Genomic DNA, 23,530 nt, shown 5'->3' with positions numbered 1-23,530 from the left:
AATACAAGCGGGTATATACCCGCGAACGGAGAATAAGAAATGACGTCGATGTGGCGCACCAGCGGTTGGATCCTTGTAGGGAGTGCGCTGATCCTGGCGTTGTCCTTGGGCGTGCGGCACGGGTTCGGCCTGTTCCTGGCGCCGATGAGCAGCGAATTCGGCTGGGGCCGTGAGACCTTTGCCTTTGCCATCGCCTTGCAGAACCTGATCTGGGGCCTGGCGCAGCCGTTTACCGGTGCCCTGGCCGACCGGTTCGGCGCCACCAAGGCGGTGTTTGTCGGTGGAGTGTTATACGCCGCAGGCCTGGTGCTGATGGGCCTGTCGGATTCGGCGTGGTCGTTGTCCTTGAGTGCCGGCCTACTGATCGGGATTGGCCTGTCGGGTACATCGTTCTCGGTGATTCTGGGCGTGGTCGGCCGCGCCGTGGCGCCGGAAAAGCGCAGCATGGCCATGGGCATTGCCAGCGCCGCCGGTTCGTTTGGCCAGTTCGCCATGGTGCCGGGCACCTTGGGCTTGATCAGTTGGCTGGGCTGGTCGGCCGCCTTGCTGGCGCTGGGCCTGATGGTGGCGCTGATCCTGCCGCTGGTGAGCATGCTCAAGGATCGCCCGCTGCCGGTCATGGCCGGCCAGCAGACCCTGGGTGAAGCCTTGAAGGAAGCCTGCTCCCACTCCGGGTTCTGGCTGCTGGCCTTCGGCTTTTTCGTCTGTGGTTTCCAGGTGGTGTTTATTGGTGTGCACCTGCCGGCCTACCTGGTGGACCAGCACTTGCCAGCCACGGTCGGTACCACGGTGTTGGCGTTGATCGGGCTGTTCAATATCTTCGGTACCTACACCGCCGGCTGGCTTGGCGGGCGCATGTCCAAGCCGCGCCTGTTGACCGGGTTGTACCTGCTGCGCGCGGTGGTGATCATCCTGTTCCTGTGGGCACCGGTGACCGAAGTCACGGCCTACCTGTTCGGCATGGCCATGGGCTTTTTGTGGCTGTCCACGGTGCCGCTGACCAACGGCACGGTCGCCACGTTGTTCGGGGTGCGAAACCTGTCCATGCTCGGTGGGATCGTGTTCCTTTTCCACCAGCTCGGCTCGTTCCTTGGCGGCTGGTTGGGCGGAGTGGTCTATGATCGAACCGGTAACTACGATTTGATCTGGCAAGTGGCGATCCTGTTGAGCGTGCTCGCCGCAGCCCTTAACTGGCCGGTGCGTGAGCGGCCGGTGGCGCGATTGCAGGCGCAGATGGAGGCGGCATGAGTTCGACCTGGTATTGGTTCGGCGGGGCCGCCGCGACCGCGCTGTTGCTGGCCCTGGCCTGGTGGGGCTGGCAGCGCGGTGGCCTGGCGTTGATGCAACTGGGTATGTCGATCTGTTAAGTTCGGTGCCTGAACTCTTTAAAGGACTTTTCGACATGCAGATGCGCTGGCTGGCTGTACCTGTGCTGATGGCTGCTTTTGGCGGTGTGGCGTTGGCTGCCGATTGCCCGCCGTTGCTGGAGGGTCAACTGCCCAAGTTGCGCGCCAAGGAATCCATCGACCTGTGCCAACGTTTTGCCGGCAAGCCCCTGGTGATCGTCAACACGGCGAGCTTTTGCGGGTTCGCACCGCAATTCAAAGGCCTCGAAGCGCTGTATCAACGCTACAAGGGCGAAGGGTTGGAGGTGATCGGCGTGCCATCCGATGACTTCAAGCAGGAAGCCAAGACCGGCGAAGAAACCGCCAAGGTCTGCTACGTGAACTACGGCGTGACCTTCACCATGACCGAGCCGCAGAAGGTCAAGGGCCCGGACGCGGTGCACCTGTTCAAGGTATTGGCGCAGCAGAGCAATGCGCCGAAGTGGAACTTCTACAAGTACGTGGTCGACCGGCAGGGCAAGGTGATTGCCGATTTCTCCAGCCTGACCAAGCCGGACAGCCCCGACCTGATCAAGGCGGTGGAGCAGGCGATAGCGTCCAAACCCTGACCAACGCCCATTGAAAAGCCCCGCCTCCTTTGCAGGAGCGCGGGGCTTTTTTACACCCGCCTGGATCAGAAGGTGTAGGTCATGCCCAGGCCGAAACCGTTGGCACTGTTTTCGTATTTGGCGCTGTAGTTGGACGGCAGCGAGGTGTTATTGACCTTGACGTCTTCTTCCTTGAGGTAGGAGTACGCCAGGTCGACCGTCATGTTATCCATGACCTTGTAGCCCAGGCCCACACTGAAGATCGTCCGGTCGCCAGTAGGAATACGTGGCGAACGATCTTTGTTGTTGGTTGGCGACTGGTCGAAGGTCAGGCCGGTACGCAGTACCACCTGCTTGGTCAACTGGTAGGAGGTACCCACGGCATAGGCCCAGGTGTCGTGCCAGTTTTGTTCTTCGGTGATGTTGGCGATTCGGCTAGGGGCCAGGGCGCCACCGTTTGTCGCGGTCACACCTTCGTTGTTGACGGTGATCTCTTTCAGGCGGCTCCAGCGTGTCCAGGTTGCGCCGCCGTACAGTTTCCAGGCATCGGTCAGGTCTTGAGTGACAGACAGGTCGTAGGATTCCGGGGTCTCGATTTTCAAGGAGGCGTCGTAACGATTGTTGCGCAATGCGCCTTGAGTCTGGGCCGGACCACTGACGGTGGTGTGCCCCTCAAGCTTGTAGTTGACCTTGGAGTGGTAGGTCAGGCCGACTCGGGTAGTATCGGTTGCTTGTACAAGTACACCGACATTGAAGCCCAGTGCGGTGTCATCACCCTTGATCTTGACGTTGGTGTCAGAGAAAGGTGCGCCGATTACCAGCGTCTTGTCCGACTCCAACACCCCGGAGATGCGGTTGATGGTCGGACCAAAACCGATGGAAACCTTGTCGTTGAAGGCATAGCTGACAGTCGGCTGGAAGGTCATGACCTTCACTTCGCTCTTGCTGCCGAAGCCACGACCCTGGAAGCCGTTTTCATAGTCGGTCACCAGACCGAACGGTGCATAGACGCCGAAGCCGATGGCCCACTGATCGTTGAGTTTATTGGTGTAGAAGCCGAATGGCACCGCGGTGAACGGAACCATATCACCTTTGTTTGAGCCGCTTGGGCGGCCACTTGCGTCCTTGATATCGGTCGACGCATCAATGGCAGCGACACCACCGGTGATTTGCTGGCCATTCAGGCGCGACATACCGGCAGGGTTACCGTAGACAGTGCTTGCATCATCGGCAGAAGAAGAGCGACCTGCGAAACCCGTACCCATCCCGCTGACGCTCTGTTCGTTCAGTGCGAAACCGCTTGCGAACAGTTGGGAGGATGCCATGGCAACGGCGAGGCTAAGTGTGGTCTTGAGCATTACTTTTTTCATTATTAGAACTCCGTGGTGATCACCGCAGCGGAAAGTATCAATAAAATTAACATCGCGCTATAGGCTGTAATGCAGGAGATAGAGCGGTTTTGTAGGACAATCCGACCAAAATTCGGCTTTTTTGCCGAATCTTGCAAATTGCCCGGTCAGCAGGTCACGTGATTCAAGGGCGAAACACAGGTTTGCCAGGCCTGGGTGAAATCCCGCAGCCTTCCTTGAGGATGAAATATTTCTTTCCAGATACGCGCCATGGCTAAAACATCACCGGGTGGTGGCAGGGCAGGGCTGTGTTGTTCGACCAGGAGCCAGGCGATGGCCGTGGCATAACGCAGGTTTACGGTGAGTTCCAGTTGGGGCGCACTGAGAAAGGCGTGTTGGCTGGCGAGCCCGCGTACCAGGCTGGCACGCTCGGGGTCGAGCGCCAGGTAGTTATCCCACAAGGCACGATGGCGAGGTTCGGTGATGCTGTACAGGCCGTGGCCGCGTCGATCATGCAGGGCAGAACCCAATTCCGACTGGCTGGCGGCGATACCCAGCAGCAGTGACTCAGCCGTGGGGCTCTGCTGGCCGAGGTACGTCAGCGTCGGCCGGATCACATAACGACACAATTCACTGGCTGCGATACCCATACATGCCTCAATCCGTGAAAAGGGTCGACGAGCCCTGAGAAAGGGGGCTTGGCAGCAGTGGATCGGCTCTCAGGCTCGTCGGAAGCGGATCATGCCGCTTGAGTTGAAGTGTAGTGTCATATTCATGAGGTAAAGGACTGTTTTTAAAACATCTTCTTCAACCAGTTATAACGTTTATATCGATTTGAACTTAGTGCAAATACTCGAGGCAAGAATGACGGGCAATAAAAAACCCTGTGTTTTAAACAGGGTTTTTTGTGTTTCAGCGACTCGGGTCGATCAGGCAACCAGTGCCTGACGGGTACGCTCGATCACGGCCTGCAGCGGTTCAGCGCTGGAGTATTGATCGGGGTACAGGCGTTCGCTGTGACGGGCGATGCCGTGTTCGTTGACCAGGGTGAAGCTGAAGCAGCCTTTGCGAGCGGCCATGATCAGGCAGTTCATTGGGGCAAAAGCGTTGGTGAGGGTGCGAATGGCATCCTGAGTGTGGATAGCGGACATATTATTGGTGTTCCTACAAATGACACGGATAAGAACCGTGCAACGTTAAAACGTTCCAGTAACGTTGATCACCATTGATCGAACGAAGAACCCGACTGGAACAAAGCAGCCAGTTTGAAGCGCTGATTAAGTTAGGCGCGCTTGGGCTGGCAGGTAGGTACTTAGGAGGGCAGGCGACACAACAAGGGCAAAGGTTCTGGGCCCGGGGTGAAGATCCTGATCAATTTGCAGGTTGGTTCGGTCAGAGTATGAAAACTTCGCGGCACCCTTTGCTTGTTCAAAGGCAGTGTCGTCGCAAGTGATACCTGGAAACCATCGAGGTGGTCGATCCCGTGTTGTTCAGGGGAGTTGTTCGACCAGAATTGACTTTCAGCTTGGTACTAACGCTGCGGATAGTAACGGATTGAAACAGGCAATGGAAGCGTGCTAGTCAAAAAACTTCAATCAGCCGCCCAGCAGGCCACGGTACACCAGCACCGTGACGGCGGCGGCGAGGGAACAACCCAATCCATAGGCGGCCAGGGTCAGGCGCAAGGATTGGCCGGTCTCGACCATCTTCATCACATCGCCCATGTCGTCGATACGGCCTTCACCCAGCTCGATGCACAAGCTCACGGCGGTGAACGCGGCCGATAGCAGGATGGCGATGGCAAACAACGCCCCATCCGGGGATGGCAGCGCGACATTGATCCCTAATGAAATGGCACAGATGGCCAGTAACAACACGGCAAATAACAGAATTCCTTTCATCGGCCCACTCAGCGTTGTGTTGTCCGTCGGGCAGTGTGGCGAGCGGGAAAAGATTTGAAAAGTCCCTGCTTTGCCTCGGCGGTAACATTTTTGAAGGCTATCGCTTCAAAAAAAGCCGGGGATATAACCATCGGATCGGTACTTGTGCACATTAGTTGCGGCGTGTGTAACCAGGCTGTCAATCGCTGGACAGGGCCGCCATTTGCCTGCAATGGAAATTTAAGTCAATGAAAAATCTGGCTTTTTTTTATTGGTGAAAAAATCGTCAGTTTGACTGCGGGCCCCGTTCCATGGGCCTTTGCGCGAGTTAAAGGATGGTTGTCCACTGAGTTATCCACAGCTTCTGTGGATTGTCCCCAGCGCTTGCTCTAGAACGGGCGTGCCGGGTTTTTTCAGCTTTACCTGTGCGAAAAAAAGAGTAGAGTGGCGCGCCTTCCGTTCTGTCCCACAGTGCTTTATGAAGTTTCGCTCAGTATCACCTTCTGTTACCGACACCCCCCAGACTGTTACCGCACCCAAGCGTTTTTCCTTGAAAGTCGCCCTGTGGTTGCTCGACAGCCCACGCCTGGGGCATAGCACCAACGTCAAACACTTCGCCGGGCGCTTGCTCAAGCAGCCGGCCCGTGAGGGCGTAGTGGCTGCGCAAAGCCGTCTGGGCCAATTGATGTGCCGCGAGTGCGGCAACGCCCGCGACCGCCGCATCGGCCACGATCTGCTGCGCCTGGCCGCCCGTGCCGGTGACCGCCGCGCCCAACGGGAACTGGGTCAGGTCGAAGACTGAGCTGTCCTCACGCTCTACGCTTGGTTAACCTTGCTCCTTTTCGGTGATGGCAGAAATGGCTATGGTTTTTGACTGGACCAGTATTGCCCTGGGCCTGGCTGGCGCCGCAGTGCCTTTATTGGCGGTGTGCTGGCAGCTTCAACGGCGGTTGACCGCGCGGACCACCGGCTGGGAACTGCTCGAAGAGCGCCTGGCCACTGCGCAACTGGCCCAGGAAGGCCTCGTCGCTCAATTGGATGCCAGCCGCGATGAAATCAGCGATCTGAGCCAGGCCAACGCCGCCAAGCAAGCGGACCTGGCTGCAGTGCGCCGCGAGGTCGAGCTGTTGCAGATCGACCGCGACAACGCCCGTGACGCCGCCCACGCCTGGAACCTTGACCGCAGCGCCAAGGAAACTGAATTGCGCCGCCTTGATGCATTGTCGGCCGCCTTGCGCGCCGAACTGCGCGAACAGCAGGAAAGCCATCAGCAGCGCCTCGCCGACCTGCAGGGCTCGCGGGACGAGTTGCGTGCGCAATTCGCGGAGCTGGCCGGCAAGATCTTCGATGAGCGTGAGCAGCGCTTTGCCGAGACCAGCCAGGAGCGCCTTGGCCAGTTGCTCGACCCCTTGAAGGAACGCATCCAGTCCTTCGAAAAACGCGTGGAAGAGAGCTATCAGAACGAGGCCCGCGAGCGCTTTTCCCTGGCCAAGGAGCTTGAACGCCTGCAGCAGTTGAACCTGCGTCTGTCAGACGAAGCCACCAACTTGACCCGCGCCCTCAAGGGCCAGAAAACCCAGGGCAATTGGGGTGAGTTGATCCTCGAACGGGTGCTGGAACACGCCGGCCTGGAGAAGGGCCGCGAGTACCAGACCCAGGTCAGCCTCAAGGGGCCGGACGGCGAGCGTTTCCAGCCGGATGTACTGATCATGTTGCCGGGCGACAAGCAGGTGGTGGTGGATTCCAAGGTCAGCCTGACCGCGTACCAGCAGTATGTCGCAGCGGATGATGAGGTGATCGGCCAGGCAGCCTTGAAGCAGCACGTACTGTCGCTGCGCAATCACGTCAAAGGTTTGGCCGGCAAGGATTACAAACGCCTGGAAGGTTTGCACAGCCTGGATTTCGTGTTGTTGTTCGTGCCGATCGAAGCCGCTTTTTCCGCGGCCTTGCAGGCCGAACCGAATCTGTTCCAAGAGGCTTTCGACCGGCATATCGTGATCGTCAGCCCAACGACGCTGCTCGCCACCCTGCGGGTGATCGACAGTCTCTGGAAGCAAGAGCGTCAAAGCCAGAACGCCCGCGAAATCGCCGAACGCGCCGGGTGGCTGTACGACAAGTTCGTGCTGTTTATCCAGGACCTGGACGAAGTGGGCAATCGTCTACAGCAATTGGACAAGGCTTACAGCGCTGCGCGAAACAAGCTGACGGATGGGCGCGGAAACTTGGTCAGTCGCACCGAGCAATTAAAGTTGCTCGGTGCGCGTGCCAGCAAAAGCCTGCCGGCGGATTTGCTGGAGCGGGCGATGACCGACGCCGACGGCGTCGCGCACCTGCCCGAATAAACACAATCCGAAAGGTGGAAGGGGGTAAGTCCCCTCCCCAATTTTGACTGAGTAGGTCCGGTTTACAGCGGTAAGTGTCGACTCAGCAACGCCCGCAGCGCGGCGGGTTTCACCGGTTTGGCGAGGTAATCCAGCCCTGCCGCGTGCACCTCTGCCACCATCTCCGGGCGGCCGTCGGCACTGATGACCACACCGGGAATCGGCTCAGCCATTTGCGCCCGCAGCCAGCCCATGAGCTCGGTGCCGGTCTCGCCGTGGTCGAGGTGGTAATCCACCAGCGCCAGTTGCGGGCGTACGCCTTGCTCCAGCAGCGCCGCACATTGCGCCTGGTCGGTGGCGGTCCACACTTCACAGCCCCAGCGTGTCAGCAGGCTGCGCATACCGATCAGGATGCTCTCTTCGTTATCCACGCAGAGCACTTGCGCGCCGCTTAACGGCAGGCCGTTCTCCTGGGTAGGCTTGGCCTGCGGGCTGGCCTGGTTGCGTGCCAGCGGCACACGCACGCTGAACACGCTGCCCTTGCCCGGCCAGGAACGTACGCTCAAGCGATGGCCCAGCACCCGGCACAGGCCGTCGGCAATCGCCAGGCCCAGGCCCAGGCCTTTCTCGGCGCGGGTCTGGTGGCTGTCCAGGCGCTTGAACTCTTCGAAGATCACCTTCTGTTTATCCAGCGGGATACCAGGGCCACGGTCCCAGACTTCCAGGCACAGCTCGCCCTTGCGCCGGCGTACGCCCAGCAGCACCGGGCCGTCGGCATACCGGAAAGCGTTAGTCAGGAAATTCTGCAGGATCCGTCGCAGCAACTTGATGTCACTGTCCACGCGCAAGCGGCTGCCGCGCAGGCGAAAACGCAGGCCTTGTTCCTGGGCCAGGGCCTTGAATTCCGCGCCGAGGGTGTCGAACAGTTCGTTGAGCACAAAGGGCTGGCGCTGCGGGTTGATCTTGCCGTTTTCCAGGCGCGAGATATCCAGCAGGTCGCTGATCAGGTCTTCGGCCGAACGCAGCGAGCTGTCCAGGTGCTGTACCAGTTGCCGGGCTTCGCTGGACAGGCCGTCGTTCTGGTGGGAAAGGGCGGCGGAGAACAGGCGGGCGGCGTTCAGCGGTTGCATCAGGTCATGGCTGACGGCCGCGAGGAAGCGCGTCTTTGACTGGCTGGCGGACTCGGCAACGCCCTTGGCATCGGTGAGCGCCACATTGAGCTGCGACAGTTCGTGGGTGCGCTCGGTCACCCGTTGCTCGAGGCCTTCGTTGGCCTCGGTGAGTGCCTGCTCGGCCTCGCGGAACGCGGTAATGTCGGTGAAGCTCATGACGAAGCCGCCGCCGGGCATCGGGTTGCCGATCAGCTCGATCACCCGCCCATTCGGGAACAGCCGCTCTGAGGTGTGCGCGCGGCCCTGGCGCATCCAGTGCAGGCGGCGCGCCACGTGAACCTCGGCTTCCCCCGGCCCGCACAGGCCGCGCTCGGCGTTGTAGCGGATGATGTCGGCAATCGGTCGGCCTACGCTGATCAGCCCGTCCGGGTAATTGAACAACTCCAGGTAACGCCGGTTCCAGGCCACCAGCTTGAGGGACTGGTCCACCACACTGATGCCCTGGGTGATGTTCTCGATAGCGCCCTGCAGCAACGCGCGATTGAATTGCAGCACTTCGGACGCTTCGTCGGCGATGCGTACCACGTCTTCCAGCTGCATTTCCCGCCCTTCGATCGCCGCTTTCACCACGGCCCGGGTCGAGGATGCGCCGAGTACGCCGGCCAGCAATCGCTCGGTGTGGGCGATCCAGTCGTTGTCGGCATTCTGGTTGGGGTTAAAGCCTTTGCCCTGGCGATAGGCGAAGCGGATAAAACTCTGCTGGGCCCGTTCTTCGCCGACAAACCGCGCGGCCAGGCTGAGCAGGTCGCTGATCTGTACCGACAGCATCGAGCGGGCATTGGCGCGCTGGCTGATTTCCTGGCCGATAAAGCGCCCGGCTTGCCAGTGTTCCGACACACGTGTGCGCGATAGCATCGACACCCACACGAACAGCGTGAAGTTACCCGCCAGGGAGAACACGGTGCCCAGGGTCAGTGAGGTGACGGACAAACCGAGCGGGTGCGAATGCATCCACGTCAGCCCCGGGAAAATGGCGAGGGACCAACCCAGGCTTTTCGCGGTAACCGGCAGGACCAAGGTGTAGAACCACAGGAACGTACCCGCCGCCAGTCCCGCAAACACACCGCGTCGGTTGGCTTGCTTCCAATACAGTGCGCCCAGCATGGCCGGGGCCAGTTGAGTCACCGCGGCAAACGCGATCTGGCCGATGGTCGCCAGGCTCGCGGTGGAGCCCAGCAGGCGGTAGCTGACATACGCCAGCAGCAGGATGATCACGATGCTGACCCGGCGCACCGACAGCATCCAGTGGCGGAACACTTCGAACGGCCGCTCGGCGCTGGAGCGGCGCAGCAGCCAGGGCAGCAGCATGTCGTTGGAGACCATGGTCGACAAGGCGATGCTCGCCACGATCACCATGCCGGTGGCCGCCGACGCACCGCCGATAAACGCCAGCACGGCGAGGGCCGGGTGAGCCTCGGCCATGGGCAGGCTGATCACGTAGGAGTCCGGCAGCACTGAGCCGGGCAGCATCATCTTGCCGCCCAAGGCGATCGGCACGACAAACAGCGCGGCGAGGATCAGGTAGGCCGGAAACACCCACTTGGCCAGGCGCAGATCCTGGGGGTCGATGTTCTCCACGACCGTCACATGGAACTGCCGGGGCAAGCAGATGATCGCCATCATGGCGACGCCGGTCTGCACCACCATCGACGGCCAGTTGATGGTTTCCTTCCAGTATTCCTCCAGGCGTGGCGCGAGCATCGCCTGGCTGAACAGGTCGCCGAAACCGTCGTACAGGCCGTAGGTCACAAACGCCCCGACCGCGAGAAAGGCGAACAGCTTCACCAACGATTCAAACGCAATCGCCAGCACCATGCCGCGGTGGTGTTCGGTGGCGTCGAGGTTGCGGGTACCGAACACAATGGTGAACAGCGCCAGCACCAGGGACACGATCAAGGCGGTGTCTTGCGCGCGGGTGCCGGTGGTGTCGGCACCTGCGCCAATCAGCAGGTTGACCCCCAGCACAATGCCTTTGAGTTGCAGGGCGATATAAGGCAGCACGCCCACCAGGCAGATCAGCGCGACCACCACTGCCAGGGACTGGGATTTGCCATAGCGTGCGGCGATGAAGTCGGCGATGGAGGTGATGTTTTCCTGCTTGCTGATCAGGATCATCTTCTGCAGGACCCAGGGTGCCAACACCAGCAACAGTACCGGTCCCAGGTAGATCGGTAGAAACGCCCACAGCTGTTCGGCGGCCTGGCCTACGGCGCCGAAGAAGGTCCAGCTGGTGCAGTAGACGGCCAGCGACAGGCTATAGACCCAGGCACGCATGCGCGGCGGCAGCGGCGCATGGCGGCGGTCACCGTAGAAGGCGATGGCAAACATAATGGCCATATAGGCCAGGGCAACGGCGGCGATCAGCCCGCTGGACAGCGTCATGGTAACTCCGAGCATGAGAACACCCAGGCATTCCAGGCCCGGTTGGACAGTCTCGCATGATGCCTGGGGTTAGTCAGTGTCGACCAAGGTCGTGTGGGATCTAATGTCGCAGTTGGCGCTCAGCGCGGTGGCAGGGTTTTCTGGCGCAGGATGTAGATTGTCACCAGTACGGCACTGGTCAGCATGAACCCGCGGGCCCATGGCAACGGCACCAGGTAACAGGAAAAACCGATACTCAGCCACATCAGGCCGATGGCGTAGACCTTGCCCTTGAGCGGGATGCCGTTGCCGTCCAGGTAGTCACGAATCCAGGGGCCCAGGCGCGGGTGTTCCACCAGCCACTGGTAGAAACGCGGGGAGCTTCGAGCGAAGCAGGCGGCGGCGAGCAGGAGGAAGGGGGTGGTCGGCAATACCGGCAGGAAAATACCGATCACTCCCAACGCTACGCTCAGCCAGCCGATGGCCAGCAGCACGTAGCGCAGGAGCAGCGAGCGATTGCCCATGGGTGTCACGGGCAAGCGACTCAGTGGTGGCGTGGCTTGAGGATCGCCGGTTTTTCGTCAGGGGCGTTGCACAGCAGGTACAGGGCGGTCAGGGCTTCCGGGATCTGTACGATCATGTCGTCCATCAGGTTGGCGTCGGCGGCGATGTCGGAAAATTCAGCTTCTTCTTCGAACAACCCCGAACCGACCATGATCGGCAAGAGCATTTCGCTGACTTCTTCCTCGGCGGTTTCGAACCAGGCGGCTTCACGCAGGAACACACCTTCCATGAAGCCGATGCACCAGCCGCGCAGGTCGGAGTCGTCCGGCTCTTCGCCCAGGTCCAGCTCGCACGGCAACTCGAACTCTTCATCGGAGGCCAGTTGGCGCGAGATGTGGGCCTTGAGGGCCAGCAGGGTGGATTCGATTTCTTCGCGCTGGGCGGCGTCGGCGTAGTGCGGCTCTTCGGCGAACAGTGCGTCGATCCATTCACGGTCGGGAACGACCTCGGAGCAGATCGACAGGGCGGTCAGGTAGCCGTGGGCGGCCACGTAGTCCAGCGCCTCGTCATGCAGCTCATCGGCGTCGAGGAAGGCTTGCAGGCGGGTTAGTTGCTCAGCGAAGGACATTGAAGGACTACCTTGGGAATAAACGATGCTGAATTCTAGGCTTTCTTGCGCGCCCAAGCCAGTCGGCATGCATATTTGCCAGGTTTTAGAGACGGGCTGCAATTCGTCAGCGGCGCCCTTTGCCGGATGACGCTCGGGTATACTGCCGCGTTTTGTGATGCCCCAGCAGGCCAAGCGCCAGGTCGAGAAAACTTCGCTTACGGATTATTTTCCGTGAGCCCGTATTTTTTCGACCAGCCTGTACAGAGGGATTTCGGCACTATTTTGTTGGAGTTATACATGCTCGATCAGGCTCAACGCGTCCTCAAGGACATCTTCGGCTACGACAGTTTTCGTGGCCGCCAGGGTGCGATCATTGAGCGCGTGGCCAAGGGCGGTGATGCCCTGGTCCTGATGCCTACCGGTGGTGGCAAGTCGTTGTGCTTCCAGGTGCCGGCGTTGTTGCGCAACGGGCTGGCAGTGGTGGTGTCGCCCCTGATCGCGTTGATGGACGACCAGGTTGCGACCCTGGAAGAACTTGGCGTCGCTGCCGCCGCCTTGAACTCCACCCTCAGTGCCGAGCAGCAACGCGACCTGGCCGCGCGGATCAAGCGCGGTGAAGTGAAGATGCTTTACCTGGCACCTGAGCGCCTGGTGCAGCCGCGCATGCTGGCGTTTTTGCAGAGCCTGGAAATTGCCCTGTTCGCCATCGACGAAGCCCACTGCGTATCGCAATGGGGGCACGATTTCCGCCGCGAATATTTGCAGCTCGGTCAACTGGCGGAGCTGTTTCCGGACGTCCCGCGCATCGCCCTGACCGCCACGGCCGACAAGCGCACCCGTGAAGAAATCGTCGAGCGCCTGCACCTGCAGGACGCCGAGCGGTTCCTGTCGAGTTTCGACCGGCCGAATATTTTCTACCGCATCGTACCCAAGGAGCAGCCGCGCAAGCAGTTGCTGGCATTCCTTTCCGAGCGGCGCAGCGATGCGGGCATTGTCTATTGTCTGTCGCGCAAGAAGGTCGATGAAGTGGCTGCGTTCCTCTGCGAGCAGGGCTACCCCGCGCTGCCGTACCACGCCGGCCTGCCCAACGAAACGCGCGCTGCCCACCAGAAACGCTTCCTCAACGAGGAAGGCCTGATCATGGTGGCCACCATCGCGTTCGGCATGGGCATCGACAAATCCAACGTGCGCTTCGTGGCCCATATGGACCTGCCCAAGTCCCTCGAGGCCTATTACCAGGAGACCGGGCGTGCCGGCCGTGATGGCCTGCCGGCGGATGCCTGGATGGTCTACGGCCTGCAGGACGTGGTGATGCTCAAGCAGATGCTGCAGAACTCCGAAGGCGATGAGCGCCACAAGCGCCTGGAGCAGCACAAGCTCGACGCGATGCTCTCGTTGTGTGAAGAGACCCGCTGCCGCCGCCAGACCTTGCTGGCCTACTTCGACGAGGACATGCCGCAGCCGTGCGGCCACTGCGATAACTGCATCGATGGTGTACAGACCTGGGACGCCACCGAGCCCGCGCGCCAGGCGCTGTCGACGATCTACCGCACCGGCCAGCGTTATGGCGTCGGTCATCTGGTGGATGTATTGCAGGGCAAGGACAACGAAAAAGTACGCAGCTTCGGCCACGAGAAACTCTCGGTCTACGGCGTCGGCAAGGCCCGTGCCGAGGGCGAGTGGCGTTCGCTGTTCCGGCAGATGGTCGCGCGCGGCCTGGTGGACATCGACATCGAAGGGTATGGCGGCCTGCGTCTGAACGACAGCTGCCGGCCGCTGCTCAAGGGCGAGGTGAGCCTGGAGCTGCGTCGCGACCTCAAGCCGCAAACCACCGCCAAGACCAGCACCAGCCAGGCCAGCCAGCTTGTACGGGGTGAGGAGCGCGAACAGTGGGAAGCCCTGCGGACCCTGCGACGCAAACTGGCCCAGGAACACAGCGTGCCGCCGTACGTTATTTTTCCCGACTCCACCTTGCTGGAAATGCTGCGCGAGCAGCCCACCACCATGGCCGAAATGGCCCGGGTCAGCGGCGTCGGTGCGCGTAAGCTGGAGCGCTACGGCCAGGCATTCCTTGAAGTGCTTGGTGGCCAGGCCGAAGCGCCGAAGGAAATCGCCGATATTCGCCATGAACTGATCAGCCTGGCCCGCGCCGGCATGACCCCGATCCAGATCGCCGGCCAGTTGCAATGCACGGAGAAAAACGTCTACACCTTGCTGGCCGAAGCCATCGGCAAGCAGCAGTTGTCATTGGAGCAGGCCCTTGATTTGCCGGAAGATTTGCTCGGCGAAATCCAGGATGCATTCCTGGACGGAGAAGGCGAATTGCCACCGGTTGCGGAGATTGCACCGCTGTTTACCGGGCGTGTTCCTGAAGGGGTTTTGTACTGCGTGCGGGCCGCTTTGCAGTCTGAATTCGAAATTTAGTGTGCCAATTACGACAATGTAACGAATCAGTACATAGCAACTCTTGCCTAGTGACATGGCTCATGCTTAGCTGACTAATAATTAGCCATACTTTATTTTCAGTCTAAAACATGAGTTTTTTATGCCGTTAACCGATCAACACCGTTTTGGCATGCAGCTGGCGCAAATGTCCCGAGGTTGGCGCGCCGAGCTCGACCGCCGTTTGGCCGGGCTGGGCCTGTCCCAGGCGCGCTGGCTGGTGCTGCTGCACCTGGCCCGTTTTGAGGAGGCCCCCACGCAGCGTGAGTTGGCGCAAAGCGTCGGCGTAGAAGGGCCGACCCTGGCCCGGTTGCTCGACAGCCTCGAAGGCCAGGGCCTGGTGCAACGCCAAGCCGTGGTGGAGGACCGTCGCGCCAAGCGCATCCTGCTGTGTGACACCGCCAAGCCGTTGATCGAGCAGATCGAGACTATCGCCACGGCGTTGCGTCACGAGCTGTTTGTGGGCATTGACGAAGAAGATATGCGTGTCTGCATGCGGGTGCATGGGCACATCCTGGCAAACCTGGAAAAGTCCTGATCCGAGCCCCGTAGCAAGGGTTAGAAGGTTTGCCCGAGGTTCAGGTACACCGCCTTCTGATTATCATCGTTGAACCCATAGCTGAAATTCAGCGGCCCCAGCGGCGTATCAAACCCGAGGAAAATACTCGCGGCGTTGATATAGCCGCTGTCGAACTCATTGTCGTTGTTCCACGCCCGGCCGCGTTCCAGGGACGCGCCCAGGTACAGCGGGAAATCCAGCGGCAGGTAGGAGCGCGGTGTCAGCCGGCGGTAGTACACCGCGCGCATCAGGCTGATGTTCTGCCCGGAAATCGCATCCTGGCGAAAGCCCGACAACTGCCGCGCACCGCCCAGCAGGAAGCTGGAAATCACCACGTCCGAATCATCCAGGGTGCGCCCGTAGCGCCCGCCCAGTACCAGGGTGTCCGGACCATGGCTCATGGCCTTGTCCAGCTTGAACTCCCATTGTCGATAGCGCTGGTCCGAGCCCAACCCCGGTTCGAATTCGCGAAACGCCAGGCCAATGTCCTCGCCGCTGTGGGGGAAGTACACGTTATCCAGGGAGTCGAAGGAATACTTCAGTTCATAGAAGCCTTCGCTGAAGCTCACACTTGGCAGGTCGCGGTCGCCGATGCGCACATCCGCCTTGCCCCAGGCCTCGCCGACACCGAAGCGGATCTCGCCGCTGTTGCCGATCTGCCGCCCCACGTTGAGGCCGAAACCGTAGCGTTCCAGGCGGTATTCGGAGATGGGGTCGTTGTCCAGGATCAGCTCGACGTTCTGTGCCTGGGCGCTGATATACGGCGCGACAAAGTAGCGCGAACCGGTATCCATCGGCTGGTAGAACTCGCTGTAAAGCTCCTGCCGATCACCGATCTGCACCCGCGTCAGCCATTCGGCACCCAGGCGATTGATGCCGTTCATGCGGTAGCTGGCGCCAAGGTTGAAGGCGCTGTCGCCGCGCATGTCGTCCGACAGGCTCAGGCCCAGGCGCAGGTAGTCGGTGCCGCTGCGTTTGCCGCGCGCGCTGATCACCAAGGTGTTGTCCTGGCCCTTTTTCACCACGCGGTATTGCACCTGCTCGAAGTAATCCAGGCCATACAGGGTGCCCATGTCGGTCTGCAGGCGGCCAAGTTCCAGCGGTTGGCCCAGCGGTTGGCGGATGTAGTAGCGGATCACGTCGTCGCTGACCTTCGAGTCGTTCTCCACCTTGATCGCGGTGATCACCGGGGTGCGTTCGCCCGGCGTGCGCGCGGCCACCAGTTGCGGGTCGATCGGCTCGGCGGGGCGCAAATGGGCCAGGCGAACGTCGAGGGCGCGGGTGGCGCGGTAGCCGGCATCGATCATGTCCTTGGCGCGGCCGAAATCCGTCACGCCATAGGCGGCCAGCGGCGGCTGGATCAGGACGTCCCTGGGCTGCAGGGCCTTGAGTTGTTCTTCGGAGTTGCGCCGGGTCATCAGGGTGATGGACTGGTTGAGCACGTCCACCACCGTTGCCAGTTGCTTGCGTGAACGCAGCGGGGTGCCGATGTCGACCACGATGGCGATGTCCACGCCCATCTCACGCGCCACATCCAGTGGGATGTTATCGGTCATGCCGCCATCCACCAGCAGGCGGCCATCCAGCTCCACCGGCGCGAACACGGCCGGGATCGACATGCTCGCGCGGATCACCTGGGGCAGGTGGCCCTTGCTGAACACCACTTTCTCGCCGGTGGTGATGTCGGTGGCCACGGCGCGAAAGGGGATCGGCAGCTTATCGAAATTACGCGTGTTGCTGGTATGGGCGAACATGCTTTCCAGCAACAGCGCCAGGTTCTGGCCCTGGATCACGCCAAGGGGCAGGCCGAGGCTGCCGTCATCGCGGAAGCTGAGTTTCTGCTTGACCAGGAAATCCCGGTCATCCTGCTTGCGTCGAAACGGCACGTCTTCCCGTGGCGGTGCGTCGGACAGCGCCTGTTGCCAGTCGATGCCCAGGGCCAGTTTTTCCAGTTCATCGATCTTGTAGCCCGAGGCATACAGCCCGCCAATCACCGCGCCCATGCTGGTGCCGGCAATCGCGTCGATGTGAATACCCTGTTCCTCCAGGGCCTTGAGCACGCCGATATGGGCCAGGCCTCGGGCGGCACCGCCGGACAGCACCAGGCCGATTTTGGGGCGGGGCGTTTCTACGGCGTCGGCAAGAAGCGGGAGCAGGCACAGGAACAGGCAGGACAACAGGCGGCGCATCATGAATCTCGAGGCTGGGCGATAAAGGCCGGTATTATAGCCATCCGTTCCACCGAGCCCGTTACGCCAGGAGCCTCTCAAATTATGTCGCTGAGCAAACCCGAGATTGTCATCACCTATTGCACCCAGTGCCAGTGGCTGCTGCGCGCCGCGTGGCTGGCGCAGGAGTTGTTGAGTACGTTTGCCGATGACCTCGGCCGGGTGGCGCTGGAGCCGGCCACCGGCGGTGCGTTTCGGATCACCTGCGACGGCGTGCAGATCTGGGAGCGCAAGGTGGACGGCGGCTTCCCCGAAGCCAAGGTGCTCAAGCAACGGGTGCGCGACCAGATCGATCCACAACGGGACCTGGGCCACAACGACCGTACGCCATGAAGGTCACCGCCACAGCCGGGCGGTGACCCCTTGGTGCGCCGCTATTTGGCGGCCATCTTGCTTTTGATGAAGCCCACGACCCAGGTCAGCAGCAGGCCGCCGACACCGCCGCCGACGATGTTGCTGCCCACCGCCGCCACATCCAGGGCTTCGCCGCCGGAGGTGCCCGTGAGTGCCGCGACAACCTGGCCCAGCACCAGCCCACCGATACCGCCAAGCATGGTATTGAGGCCGGTCCCCAGGCTCTGTTTGGTCATGCCGGCCAAATTGCCACCGACGGCACCGCTGATGATCTGTACCAACAAGCTGATGAACATTTCCATGATGAAACCCCTGCATCGCGTTAATGGAGTGACCACTCGCGTGCAGCAACTTCAGGAAACGCCATGGCTGTCGTCGAGGAGTCTGTATCCGTTGAACGACGGCTGACTGTTGCGGATGTTTAAAGTATAGATCAGGCCGTTGCAGCGGGCTGCTTGGCCTGGCTGGCGCTGCCCATCAGCCCGGAAAGCACGATCGCGACGATGATCAACGCGCCGCCCAGCAACATGCGCAGGGTCGGGGTTTCGGCAAACAGCAGCCAGGCTACCGTGATGCCGTAGACCGGCTCCATGGCGAACACCACCGAGGCGGTGCGCGCCTTGATCACCGCGAGGCTGGCGACAAACAGGCTATGGGCCAGGCCGGTACAGAACACCCCAAGCAGGCCGATCCACAACCAATCCAGCGCACGCACATCCGCCAAACCCGGCGCAGCCACGGGCAGCAGGCACAGGGCGACCACCACATTTTGGCAAAGCGCCGCCTGTACGGCAGGGATGCGCCCGGAACTGGCTCGGTTATTGAGCGATAACAAGGAAAACAGCAACCCCGAGGCGATGCCCCAGAGCAGGCCGCCAGTGGCTTCGCTGGCGAGGTTGAAGTCCGGCGTGACCAGCACCAACCCAACGGTGACCAGAGCCACCAGTACGATTTCATTGGCGCGAATGCGCTCGCGGAAGATCAGCCCTTCGAGGATCACGGTAAACGCCGGGAATGCAGTAAACCCCAGCGTGGCGACGGCCACACCGGCGACCTTGACTGCAATGAAGAATGTCACCCAATGCGCCGCCAGCAACACGCCACTGACCAGCAGGCGACGCCAGTCCTGCAGCGCCAGGGTTTTCCAGGGGGCGTTGCTGGCGAAGCGTGCAAACACTGCCAGGGCAATCACGGCAAACGCGGCGCGACCGAAGACGATGATGGCCGGGGAGGCGGCCGCCAGCTTGCCGAAGACGCCGGTAAGGCCAAACATCAATGCGCCGATATGCAGGGCGCCGAGGGCTGAGCGGGGAGTCATTGCGATCCTTGAACCAACGGGAGTGACAGGTTCGCAGTCTAGAGGGTGCCGGTGCGGGCGTCTGTCGTGGGACTCGCGATTTTTAGCGCAAGGCTCGCCCTATGAGGCGCGCCGCAACGCGCCGGGAGAGGCGCCGAATTCACGCAGCATAGCGGCGGCAAAGGCACTTTGTGAGGTGTAGCCCACCCGCTCGGCGATTTCACCGATGGGCAGCGGCGTCTCGCGCAGCAGGTTCAGGGCCAGTTGCAGGCGCCGACTGCGGATGTAATCCATGGGCGTCTGCCCGCATTCGGTGATAAAGCGCGCATGCAGGCGCGCCACCGACAGGCCGGCGATACGCGCCAGGTCGGCGACCTGCAACGGATGGGCAACGTGTCGCTCGATATGCGCATTGAATGCCGCATACGGCAGGCGGCGGCCCGGCACCTGCGGGGCCTGCGGATGGTTGAGGCTGGCCAGCAACAGCACCGCACCCTGCTGGACGATCAGTGGATCATCCACGGGACCGTGCGCCAGCCATTGCACCAGTTGGTGCTGCCGGGCATCCAGGGCCAGGCGTGCCGGTTGATCGAGCAGACGGCGGCTGGCGTCGGCGTGTTCGCCCAGGGATTGCAGGAGCCAATGCTCCGTGGGCACATCCAGCACCAGGCAACGGCTGCCATCGCGACTGCCACAGGCGTGGTGGGCGGAGAAGGGCAGCACCATCACGCTGCTTTCGCGCACCTGGCTGCCACGGCCGTCGACTTCCAGGTCCAGGTGGCCGGACAGGCCGAACACCAACTGCGCATGGTCATGGCTGTGGGCGATGGGCGCTTCGAGGTAGTGGCGTAGCGTGAGCGACGGTCTCATCGCGGTCTCCTGGGCGGCAGGGCGCCAGTCTACAACGCTTCGCGGCCGGCGGGCGCTGTCATCGGACTGACGCACGACTGTCATGGGCTATTAATCGCCAGGGCGCAAGCTCGCGAAAACAGCGTCGAGGGATGCCCATGACCAGTGCCGAGTTCACCAAGCCCAGCCGCAAGCAGCGGGTTCGTACCCTGTGGATTTCCGACGTGCACCTGGGCACCCGGGATTGCCAGGCCGAACACCTGTCGCAGTTCCTCAAGGGCTACCACGCCGATAAGGTCTACCTGGTGGGCGATATCATCGACGGCTGGAAAATGCGCGGCGGCATGTATTGGCCTCAGGCCCACACCAACGTGATCCGTCGCCTGCTGACCATGGCCAAGCGCGGGACCGAAGTGATCTACGTTACCGGCAACCACGACGAGTTCCTGCGCCGCTACTCCAAGCTGATCCTGGGCAATATCCAGTTGGTGGATGAGGCGGTGCATGTGACGGCTGACGGTCGTCATCTGCTGGTGATCCACGGCGATCAGTTCGATGTGATCACCCGTTACCACCGTTGGCTGGCGTTCCTGGGCGACTCGGCCTACGAGTTCACCCTCACCTTGAACCGCTGGTTGAACCACTGGCGCGCCCGCTACGGCTATGGCTACTGGTCTTTGTCGGCGTACCTGAAACACAAGGTCAAAACCGCCGTGAGCTTTATCAGCGATTTTGAAGAGGCCATCGCCCACGAAGTGACCCGGCGCGAGTTGCATGGCGTGGTGTGCGGGCATATCCACCATGCGGAGATTCGCAAGGTGGGCGAGGTGGATTACCTCAACTGCGGGGATTGGGTGGAGTCGTGCACGGCGTTGATCGAGCACTGGGACGGGAGCATCGAGTTGTATCGGTTGGCGGATGCCCAGGCGAAAGAAGCGCAGTTGAAAGCTGAGATGATCACAAACTGAAGGCCAACCACAGTCCAACTGTAGGAGCGAGCTTGCTCGCGAAAAACGTCAACGATAACGCGTGCAGCCTGAATAGGCGCGGTGCTTATGAGTTCTTCGCGAGCAAGCTCGCTCCTACAATTGGTTTTGTGTTTCTTCAGTTGGATACGTCGGCGATGGCTTCGGCCAGGAGCGTCAGGCGTGTCGCATCAATACCCGCCACGTTGGCTCGCCCCGAACTGACCATATACACGCTGTGCTTCTCGCGCAGTTGCTTGACCTGCTCGGCACTCAAGCCGGTGTAGGAAAACATCCCGCGTTGCGCCCCGATGTGCGCAAACTGCTCCGCCAGACCATGGGGCGCCAACGCCTCCACCAGTCCGGAACGCAACTGCGCGATTCGCGCACGCATGGCTTCGACTTCCTCGCTCCACTGCTGTTTCAGCTCGGCATCCCCCAGGATGGTCGCGACCACTGCCGCACCATGGTCCGGCGGCGTCGACCACAGGTTGCGCGCGGTATTTGCCAACTGGCTGCGTACATCCTTCAGCTTCTCGGCGTCCGCCGCACACACGATCAGCGCGCCGACACGGTCGCGGTACAGGCCGAAGTTCTTCGAGCACGAACTGGTGATCAATACTTCCGGCAGTTCAGCCGCCAACAAGCGCACCGCCCAGGCGTCCTGCTCCAGGCCGTCGCCAAAGCCCTGGTAGGCGAAGTCGATCAGCGGCAGCAACTGGCGCTCGCGCACGATGTGCAGCACCTGGCGCCAGTCATCCTGGGACAGGTCGAAGCCGGTCGGGTTATGGCAGCAGGCGTGCAGCAAGACCACGTCGCCCTTGGGCACGGTGGAGAGGGTTGCCAGCATCGCCGCCACATCCAGGCGGTTATCCACGCCCACGTAGGGGTAATGGCTGACCTTGAGCCCGGCCTTGGCAAAGATGGTTTCGTGGATCGGCCAGGTCGGGTCGCTCAGCCACACGCCACGGCCGGGCAGGTTGTGGGCGATAAAGTCGGCGCTCAGGCGCAGGGCCCCGGTGCCGCCTGGGGTTTGAGTGGCGCCGGCACGGTGTTCGCGCAGCAGGGCGGAGTCGGCGCCCAGCACCAGTTCGCTGATCAGGGTGCCGAACGCTGCATCGCCGTGGCCGCCGATATAGGTCTTGGTGGCCTGGGTGTCGACCAGGCGCTGTTCGGCACGCTTTACCGACTGGGGAATCGGCGTCAGGCCCTGGTCGTCCTTATAGACGCCCACGCCAAGGTCGAACTTGTTCGGGTTGGCGTCCTGGGCATACAGGTCCATCAAGCCGAGGATCGGGTCGCCGGGCACGCGGCCTATGGCATCGAAATGCATTACTTGCGGCCCTCGGCGTCCTTGGCCACTTCGTCGGTGCGCGCGGCCATGATGAAGTCGTTGCGGTGCAGGCCCTTGATGGAGTGGCTCCACCAGGTCACGGTGACCTTGCCCCATTCGGTGAGCAGGCCCGGGTGATGGCCTTCGGCTTCGGAGATTTCACCCATGGCGTTGGTAAAGGCCAGGGCGAACTTGAAGTTCTTGAACAGGAAAACCTTTTCCAGCTGCATCACGCCATCGCGCACCTCGATGTTCCAGTCGGGGATCTGCTTGAGCAGCACCGGCAGTTCTTCATCGCTGACTTGCGGGGCATCGGCGCGGCAGGCTTCGCAGTGGGCTTGGTTCAAGGTGGTCATGTGGTGGTGTCCTGAATTCGAGTGTTTAAAAACGGTCGTCAGTGGCGTCACCCTAAAGCAACGCGGGGCCGGGGAACAGACTCACCTGGCCTTAAAAGCCACGGTTCACGCGGCCTTGGGTTTTGGCGGGAATTTCGGCGCATGCAACCCAAGCTGCATGCCGCGCTCGACCATGCCCATGATGTCTTCCTGCGCCACTTCGAACAGGCGCTTGAGGTTGGGCAGCACGAAATACAGCGGTTGCAGGATGTCGATGCGATACGGCGTGCGCATCGCTTCCAGCGGGTCGAAGGCTTGATGTTCAGGCTGGTCGGACAGGCAGTAAACACTTTCCTTGGGCGACGACAAAATCCCGCCACCGTAGATGCGCCGACCGTCGGGGGTGTCCACCAGGCCGAACTCGATGGTCATCCAGTACAGGCGCGCCAGGTACACCCGTTGCTCCTTGCTGGCCGCCAGGCCGAGCTTGCCGTAGGTGTGGGTGAATTCGGCGAACCAGGGGTTGGTCAGCAGCGGGCAGTGGCCAAAGATCTCGTGGAAAATATCCGGCTCTTGCAGGTAATCCAGTTCTTCGCGGGTACGAATAAAGGTCGCCACCGGAAACTGCTTGTTGGCGAGCAATTCGAAGAAGGTCTGGAAGGGGATCAGCGCCGGCACGCGGGCGACTTGCCAGCCGGTGGTCGCGGCCAGCACCTGGTTGATTTCACCCAGTTGCGGGATGCGATCCAGGGGCAGGCCGAGCTTGTCGATGCCATCCAGGTATTCCTGGCAGGCACGGCCCTCGATCACTTTCAACTGGCGGGTGATCAGGGTGTTCCACACCGCGTGCTCTTCCGCGGGGTAGTGGATAAAACCTTGCGCATCGGGCTCGCGGGCCACGTAGTGCGTCTGCTTCATACGGCTCTCCTGCTAGGCATTCGTTCTTGTTATGTCCTGGGATGAGCCTATTGATACGCCGTATGCGGCGAGATGCCATCGGCTTCAAGGGCTTGTGCGTAGGAAAAATTACCAATATTC

General features: G+C 61.3%; 23 protein-coding genes. 9 read left to right on the top strand and 14 right to left on the bottom strand.

From position 1 onward, the window contains the following. Positions 1 to 48: 48 nt before the first annotated feature. From J3D60_RS12920 to J3D60_RS12915, 3 genes are read left to right on the top strand one after another with little or no spacing between them, the layout of a single operon-like run. The gene (locus J3D60_RS12920; RefSeq protein ID WP_253494002.1) at positions 49 to 1,248 is read left to right on the top strand and encodes an MFS transporter; all 1,200 of its coding nucleotides are present in this window, start codon (positions 49 to 51) and stop codon (positions 1,246 to 1,248) included. Beyond that, a complete protein-coding gene (locus J3D60_RS31290) occupies positions 1,245 to 1,367 on the top strand; it encodes a hypothetical protein (RefSeq protein WP_260845652.1) in 123 nt (40 codons plus the stop codon). The genes J3D60_RS12920 and J3D60_RS31290 overlap by 4 nt, the downstream gene beginning before the upstream one ends. Before the next feature lie 35 nt (positions 1,368 to 1,402). Beyond that, positions 1,403 to 1,954, top strand: coding sequence for a glutathione peroxidase (locus tag J3D60_RS12915; RefSeq protein ID WP_090400088.1), 552 nt, complete (start codon positions 1,403 to 1,405; stop codon positions 1,952 to 1,954). Positions 1,955 to 2,019: 65 nt separating this feature from the next. Here the strand turns inward: J3D60_RS12915 and J3D60_RS12910 are convergent, their stop codons facing one another. From J3D60_RS12910 to J3D60_RS12895, 4 genes are all read right to left on the bottom strand, one after another. Further along, entirely contained in the window at positions 2,020 to 3,303 is a 1,284-nt protein-coding gene (locus tag J3D60_RS12910; protein WP_027603815.1) for an OmpP1/FadL family transporter, read from the bottom strand. Between the two features lie 146 nt (positions 3,304 to 3,449). Next, positions 3,450 to 3,932, bottom strand: coding sequence for a hypothetical protein (locus tag J3D60_RS12905; protein ID WP_141155710.1), 483 nt, complete (start codon positions 3,930 to 3,932; stop codon positions 3,450 to 3,452). 279 nt (positions 3,933 to 4,211) lie between these two features. Continuing rightward, the gene (locus tag J3D60_RS12900; RefSeq protein WP_010563939.1) at positions 4,212 to 4,433 is read right to left on the bottom strand and encodes a hypothetical protein; all 222 of its coding nucleotides are present in this window, start codon (positions 4,431 to 4,433) and stop codon (positions 4,212 to 4,214) included. A gap of 444 nt (positions 4,434 to 4,877) precedes the next feature. Next, the gene (locus J3D60_RS12895) at positions 4,878 to 5,183 is read right to left on the bottom strand and encodes a hypothetical protein (protein ID WP_141155709.1); all 306 of its coding nucleotides are present in this window, start codon (positions 5,181 to 5,183) and stop codon (positions 4,878 to 4,880) included. Positions 5,184 to 5,640: 457 nt separating this feature from the next. Between J3D60_RS12895 and J3D60_RS12890 the strand changes: the two genes are divergently transcribed. Together J3D60_RS12890 and rmuC are read left to right on the top strand one after the other, a co-directional pair. Further along, positions 5,641 to 5,964, top strand: a complete 324-nt coding sequence (locus J3D60_RS12890; protein ID WP_043293316.1) for a hypothetical protein — start codon at positions 5,641 to 5,643, stop codon at positions 5,962 to 5,964. A 175-nt stretch (positions 5,965 to 6,139) separates the two neighbouring features. Then, on the top strand, positions 6,140 to 7,504 hold the full coding sequence (rmuC, locus tag J3D60_RS12885; protein WP_253493999.1) for a DNA recombination protein RmuC: 1,365 nt from the start codon (positions 6,140 to 6,142) through the stop codon (positions 7,502 to 7,504). A 62-nt stretch (positions 7,505 to 7,566) separates the two neighbouring features. Here rmuC and J3D60_RS12880 read toward each other — a convergent pair whose 3' ends face one another. The 3 genes from J3D60_RS12880 to J3D60_RS12870 all read right to left on the bottom strand — a co-directional run bounded on the left by J3D60_RS12880 (position 7,567) and on the right by J3D60_RS12870 (position 12,148). After that, a complete protein-coding gene (locus J3D60_RS12880; RefSeq protein WP_065940583.1) occupies positions 7,567 to 11,037 on the bottom strand; it encodes a PAS domain-containing hybrid sensor histidine kinase/response regulator in 3,471 nt (1,156 codons plus the stop codon). A 119-nt stretch (positions 11,038 to 11,156) separates the two neighbouring features. Further along, positions 11,157 to 11,540, bottom strand: coding sequence for a YbaN family protein (locus J3D60_RS12875; RefSeq protein ID WP_027603821.1), 384 nt, complete (start codon positions 11,538 to 11,540; stop codon positions 11,157 to 11,159). Positions 11,541 to 11,560: 20 nt separating this feature from the next. Continuing rightward, positions 11,561 to 12,148 carry a YecA family protein gene (locus tag J3D60_RS12870; protein ID WP_027603822.1) on the bottom strand — a complete coding sequence of 196 codons (588 nt, stop codon included), beginning with the start codon at positions 12,146 to 12,148 and terminating at the stop codon, positions 11,561 to 11,563. Positions 12,149 to 12,427: 279 nt separating this feature from the next. Between J3D60_RS12870 and recQ the strand changes: the two genes are divergently transcribed. Next, on the top strand, positions 12,428 to 14,554 hold the full coding sequence (gene recQ / locus J3D60_RS12865; RefSeq protein WP_065940582.1) for a DNA helicase RecQ: 2,127 nt from the start codon (positions 12,428 to 12,430) through the stop codon (positions 14,552 to 14,554). Positions 14,555 to 14,675: 121 nt separating this feature from the next. Then, positions 14,676 to 15,110 (top strand): MarR family transcriptional regulator, encoded by a 435-nt coding sequence (locus tag J3D60_RS12860; RefSeq protein WP_027603824.1) that lies wholly within the window; start codon positions 14,676 to 14,678, stop codon positions 15,108 to 15,110. A gap of 20 nt (positions 15,111 to 15,130) precedes the next feature. Here J3D60_RS12860 and J3D60_RS12855 read toward each other — a convergent pair whose 3' ends face one another. After that, positions 15,131 to 17,320, bottom strand: a complete 2,190-nt coding sequence (locus J3D60_RS12855) for a patatin-like phospholipase family protein (protein WP_253491645.1) — start codon at positions 17,318 to 17,320, stop codon at positions 15,131 to 15,133. An 84-nt stretch (positions 17,321 to 17,404) separates the two neighbouring features. Here J3D60_RS12855 and J3D60_RS12850 point away from each other — a divergent pair, with 84 nt between their 5' ends. Continuing rightward, on the top strand, positions 17,405 to 17,692 hold the full coding sequence (locus tag J3D60_RS12850; protein ID WP_065940580.1) for a SelT/SelW/SelH family protein: 288 nt from the start codon (positions 17,405 to 17,407) through the stop codon (positions 17,690 to 17,692). A gap of 41 nt (positions 17,693 to 17,733) precedes the next feature. On the opposite strand, the gene J3D60_RS12845 is transcribed toward J3D60_RS12850, so the two are convergent. The 3 genes from J3D60_RS12845 to J3D60_RS12835 all read right to left on the bottom strand — a co-directional run bounded on the left by J3D60_RS12845 (position 17,734) and on the right by J3D60_RS12835 (position 19,880). After that, positions 17,734 to 18,015, bottom strand: a complete 282-nt coding sequence (locus J3D60_RS12845; protein ID WP_253491643.1) for a hypothetical protein — start codon at positions 18,013 to 18,015, stop codon at positions 17,734 to 17,736. A 131-nt stretch (positions 18,016 to 18,146) separates the two neighbouring features. Continuing rightward, a complete protein-coding gene (locus J3D60_RS12840; RefSeq protein ID WP_065940578.1) occupies positions 18,147 to 19,031 on the bottom strand; it encodes a DMT family transporter in 885 nt (294 codons plus the stop codon). Positions 19,032 to 19,130: 99 nt separating this feature from the next. Further along, a complete protein-coding gene (locus J3D60_RS12835) occupies positions 19,131 to 19,880 on the bottom strand; it encodes an AraC family transcriptional regulator (RefSeq protein WP_065940577.1) in 750 nt (249 codons plus the stop codon). Positions 19,881 to 20,017: 137 nt separating this feature from the next. On the opposite strand from J3D60_RS12835, the gene J3D60_RS12830 reads away from it, so the two are divergent. Continuing rightward, complete coding sequence (locus tag J3D60_RS12830; protein WP_065924942.1) at positions 20,018 to 20,827, top strand: UDP-2,3-diacylglucosamine diphosphatase; 810 nt, start codon at positions 20,018 to 20,020, stop codon at positions 20,825 to 20,827. A gap of 136 nt (positions 20,828 to 20,963) precedes the next feature. On the opposite strand, the gene J3D60_RS12825 is transcribed toward J3D60_RS12830, so the two are convergent. The 3 genes from J3D60_RS12825 to phhA all read right to left on the bottom strand — a co-directional run bounded on the left by J3D60_RS12825 (position 20,964) and on the right by phhA (position 23,410). Further along, a complete protein-coding gene (locus tag J3D60_RS12825) occupies positions 20,964 to 22,157 on the bottom strand; it encodes an amino acid aminotransferase (protein WP_253491641.1) in 1,194 nt (397 codons plus the stop codon). Further along, a complete protein-coding gene (locus J3D60_RS12820; RefSeq protein WP_010208721.1) occupies positions 22,157 to 22,513 on the bottom strand; it encodes a 4a-hydroxytetrahydrobiopterin dehydratase in 357 nt (118 codons plus the stop codon). The genes J3D60_RS12825 and J3D60_RS12820 overlap by 1 nt, the downstream gene beginning before the upstream one ends. 105 nt (positions 22,514 to 22,618) lie before the next feature. After that, positions 22,619 to 23,410, bottom strand: coding sequence for a phenylalanine 4-monooxygenase (gene phhA / locus J3D60_RS12815; protein ID WP_253491640.1), 792 nt, complete (start codon positions 23,408 to 23,410; stop codon positions 22,619 to 22,621). Positions 23,411 to 23,530: the final 120 nt, after the last annotated feature.

Source organism: Pseudomonas sp. S3E17, assembly GCF_024168685.1.
GTDB classification, from domain to species: domain Bacteria; phylum Pseudomonadota; class Gammaproteobacteria; order Pseudomonadales; family Pseudomonadaceae; genus Aquipseudomonas; species Aquipseudomonas marginalis.
The sequence above is the reverse complement of the archived record's forward strand: the minus strand, read 5'-3'. Positions and strand labels throughout refer to the sequence as shown.

Excerpts from the sequence above, each read along its gene's own strand:
- J3D60_RS12850 (WP_065940580.1), top strand. The coding sequence starts at position 17,405 with ATGTCGCTGAGCAAACCCGAGATTGTCATCACCTATTGCACCCAGTGC.
- recQ (WP_065940582.1), top strand. The coding sequence starts at position 12,428 with ATGCTCGATCAGGCTCAACGCGTCCTCAAGGACATCTTCGGCTACGAC.
- J3D60_RS12820 (WP_010208721.1), bottom strand. The coding sequence starts at position 22,513 with ATGACCACCTTGAACCAAGCCCACTGCGAAGCCTGCCGCGCCGATGCC.
- J3D60_RS12920 (WP_253494002.1), top strand. The coding sequence starts at position 49 with ATGTGGCGCACCAGCGGTTGGATCCTTGTAGGGAGTGCGCTGATCCTG.
- J3D60_RS12875 (WP_027603821.1), bottom strand. The coding sequence starts at position 11,540 with ATGGGCAATCGCTCGCTGCTCCTGCGCTACGTGCTGCTGGCCATCGGC.
- J3D60_RS12890 (WP_043293316.1), top strand. The coding sequence starts at position 5,641 with ATGAAGTTTCGCTCAGTATCACCTTCTGTTACCGACACCCCCCAGACT.
- J3D60_RS31290 (WP_260845652.1), top strand. The coding sequence starts at position 1,245 with ATGAGTTCGACCTGGTATTGGTTCGGCGGGGCCGCCGCGACCGCGCTG.
- J3D60_RS12905 (WP_141155710.1), bottom strand. The coding sequence starts at position 3,932 with ATGGGTATCGCAGCCAGTGAATTGTGTCGTTATGTGATCCGGCCGACG.
- J3D60_RS12915 (WP_090400088.1), top strand. The coding sequence starts at position 1,403 with ATGCAGATGCGCTGGCTGGCTGTACCTGTGCTGATGGCTGCTTTTGGC.
- J3D60_RS12830 (WP_065924942.1), top strand. The coding sequence starts at position 20,018 with ATGACCAGTGCCGAGTTCACCAAGCCCAGCCGCAAGCAGCGGGTTCGT.
- J3D60_RS12825 (WP_253491641.1), bottom strand. The coding sequence starts at position 22,157 with ATGCATTTCGATGCCATAGGCCGCGTGCCCGGCGACCCGATCCTCGGC.
- J3D60_RS12895 (WP_141155709.1), bottom strand. The coding sequence starts at position 5,183 with ATGAAAGGAATTCTGTTATTTGCCGTGTTGTTACTGGCCATCTGTGCC.
- J3D60_RS12910 (WP_027603815.1), bottom strand. The coding sequence starts at position 3,303 with ATGAAAAAAGTAATGCTCAAGACCACACTTAGCCTCGCCGTTGCCATG.
- phhA (WP_253491640.1), bottom strand. The coding sequence starts at position 23,410 with ATGAAGCAGACGCACTACGTGGCCCGCGAGCCCGATGCGCAAGGTTTT.
- J3D60_RS12900 (WP_010563939.1), bottom strand. The coding sequence starts at position 4,433 with ATGTCCGCTATCCACACTCAGGATGCCATTCGCACCCTCACCAACGCT.
- J3D60_RS12835 (WP_065940577.1), bottom strand. The coding sequence starts at position 19,880 with ATGAGACCGTCGCTCACGCTACGCCACTACCTCGAAGCGCCCATCGCC.
- J3D60_RS12860 (WP_027603824.1), top strand. The coding sequence starts at position 14,676 with ATGCCGTTAACCGATCAACACCGTTTTGGCATGCAGCTGGCGCAAATG.
- J3D60_RS12845 (WP_253491643.1), bottom strand. The coding sequence starts at position 18,015 with ATGGAAATGTTCATCAGCTTGTTGGTACAGATCATCAGCGGTGCCGTC.
- J3D60_RS12855 (WP_253491645.1), bottom strand. The coding sequence starts at position 17,320 with ATGCGCCGCCTGTTGTCCTGCCTGTTCCTGTGCCTGCTCCCGCTTCTT.
- J3D60_RS12840 (WP_065940578.1), bottom strand. The coding sequence starts at position 19,031 with ATGACTCCCCGCTCAGCCCTCGGCGCCCTGCATATCGGCGCATTGATG.
- J3D60_RS12870 (WP_027603822.1), bottom strand. The coding sequence starts at position 12,148 with ATGTCCTTCGCTGAGCAACTAACCCGCCTGCAAGCCTTCCTCGACGCC.
- J3D60_RS12880 (WP_065940583.1), bottom strand. The coding sequence starts at position 11,037 with ATGACGCTGTCCAGCGGGCTGATCGCCGCCGTTGCCCTGGCCTATATG.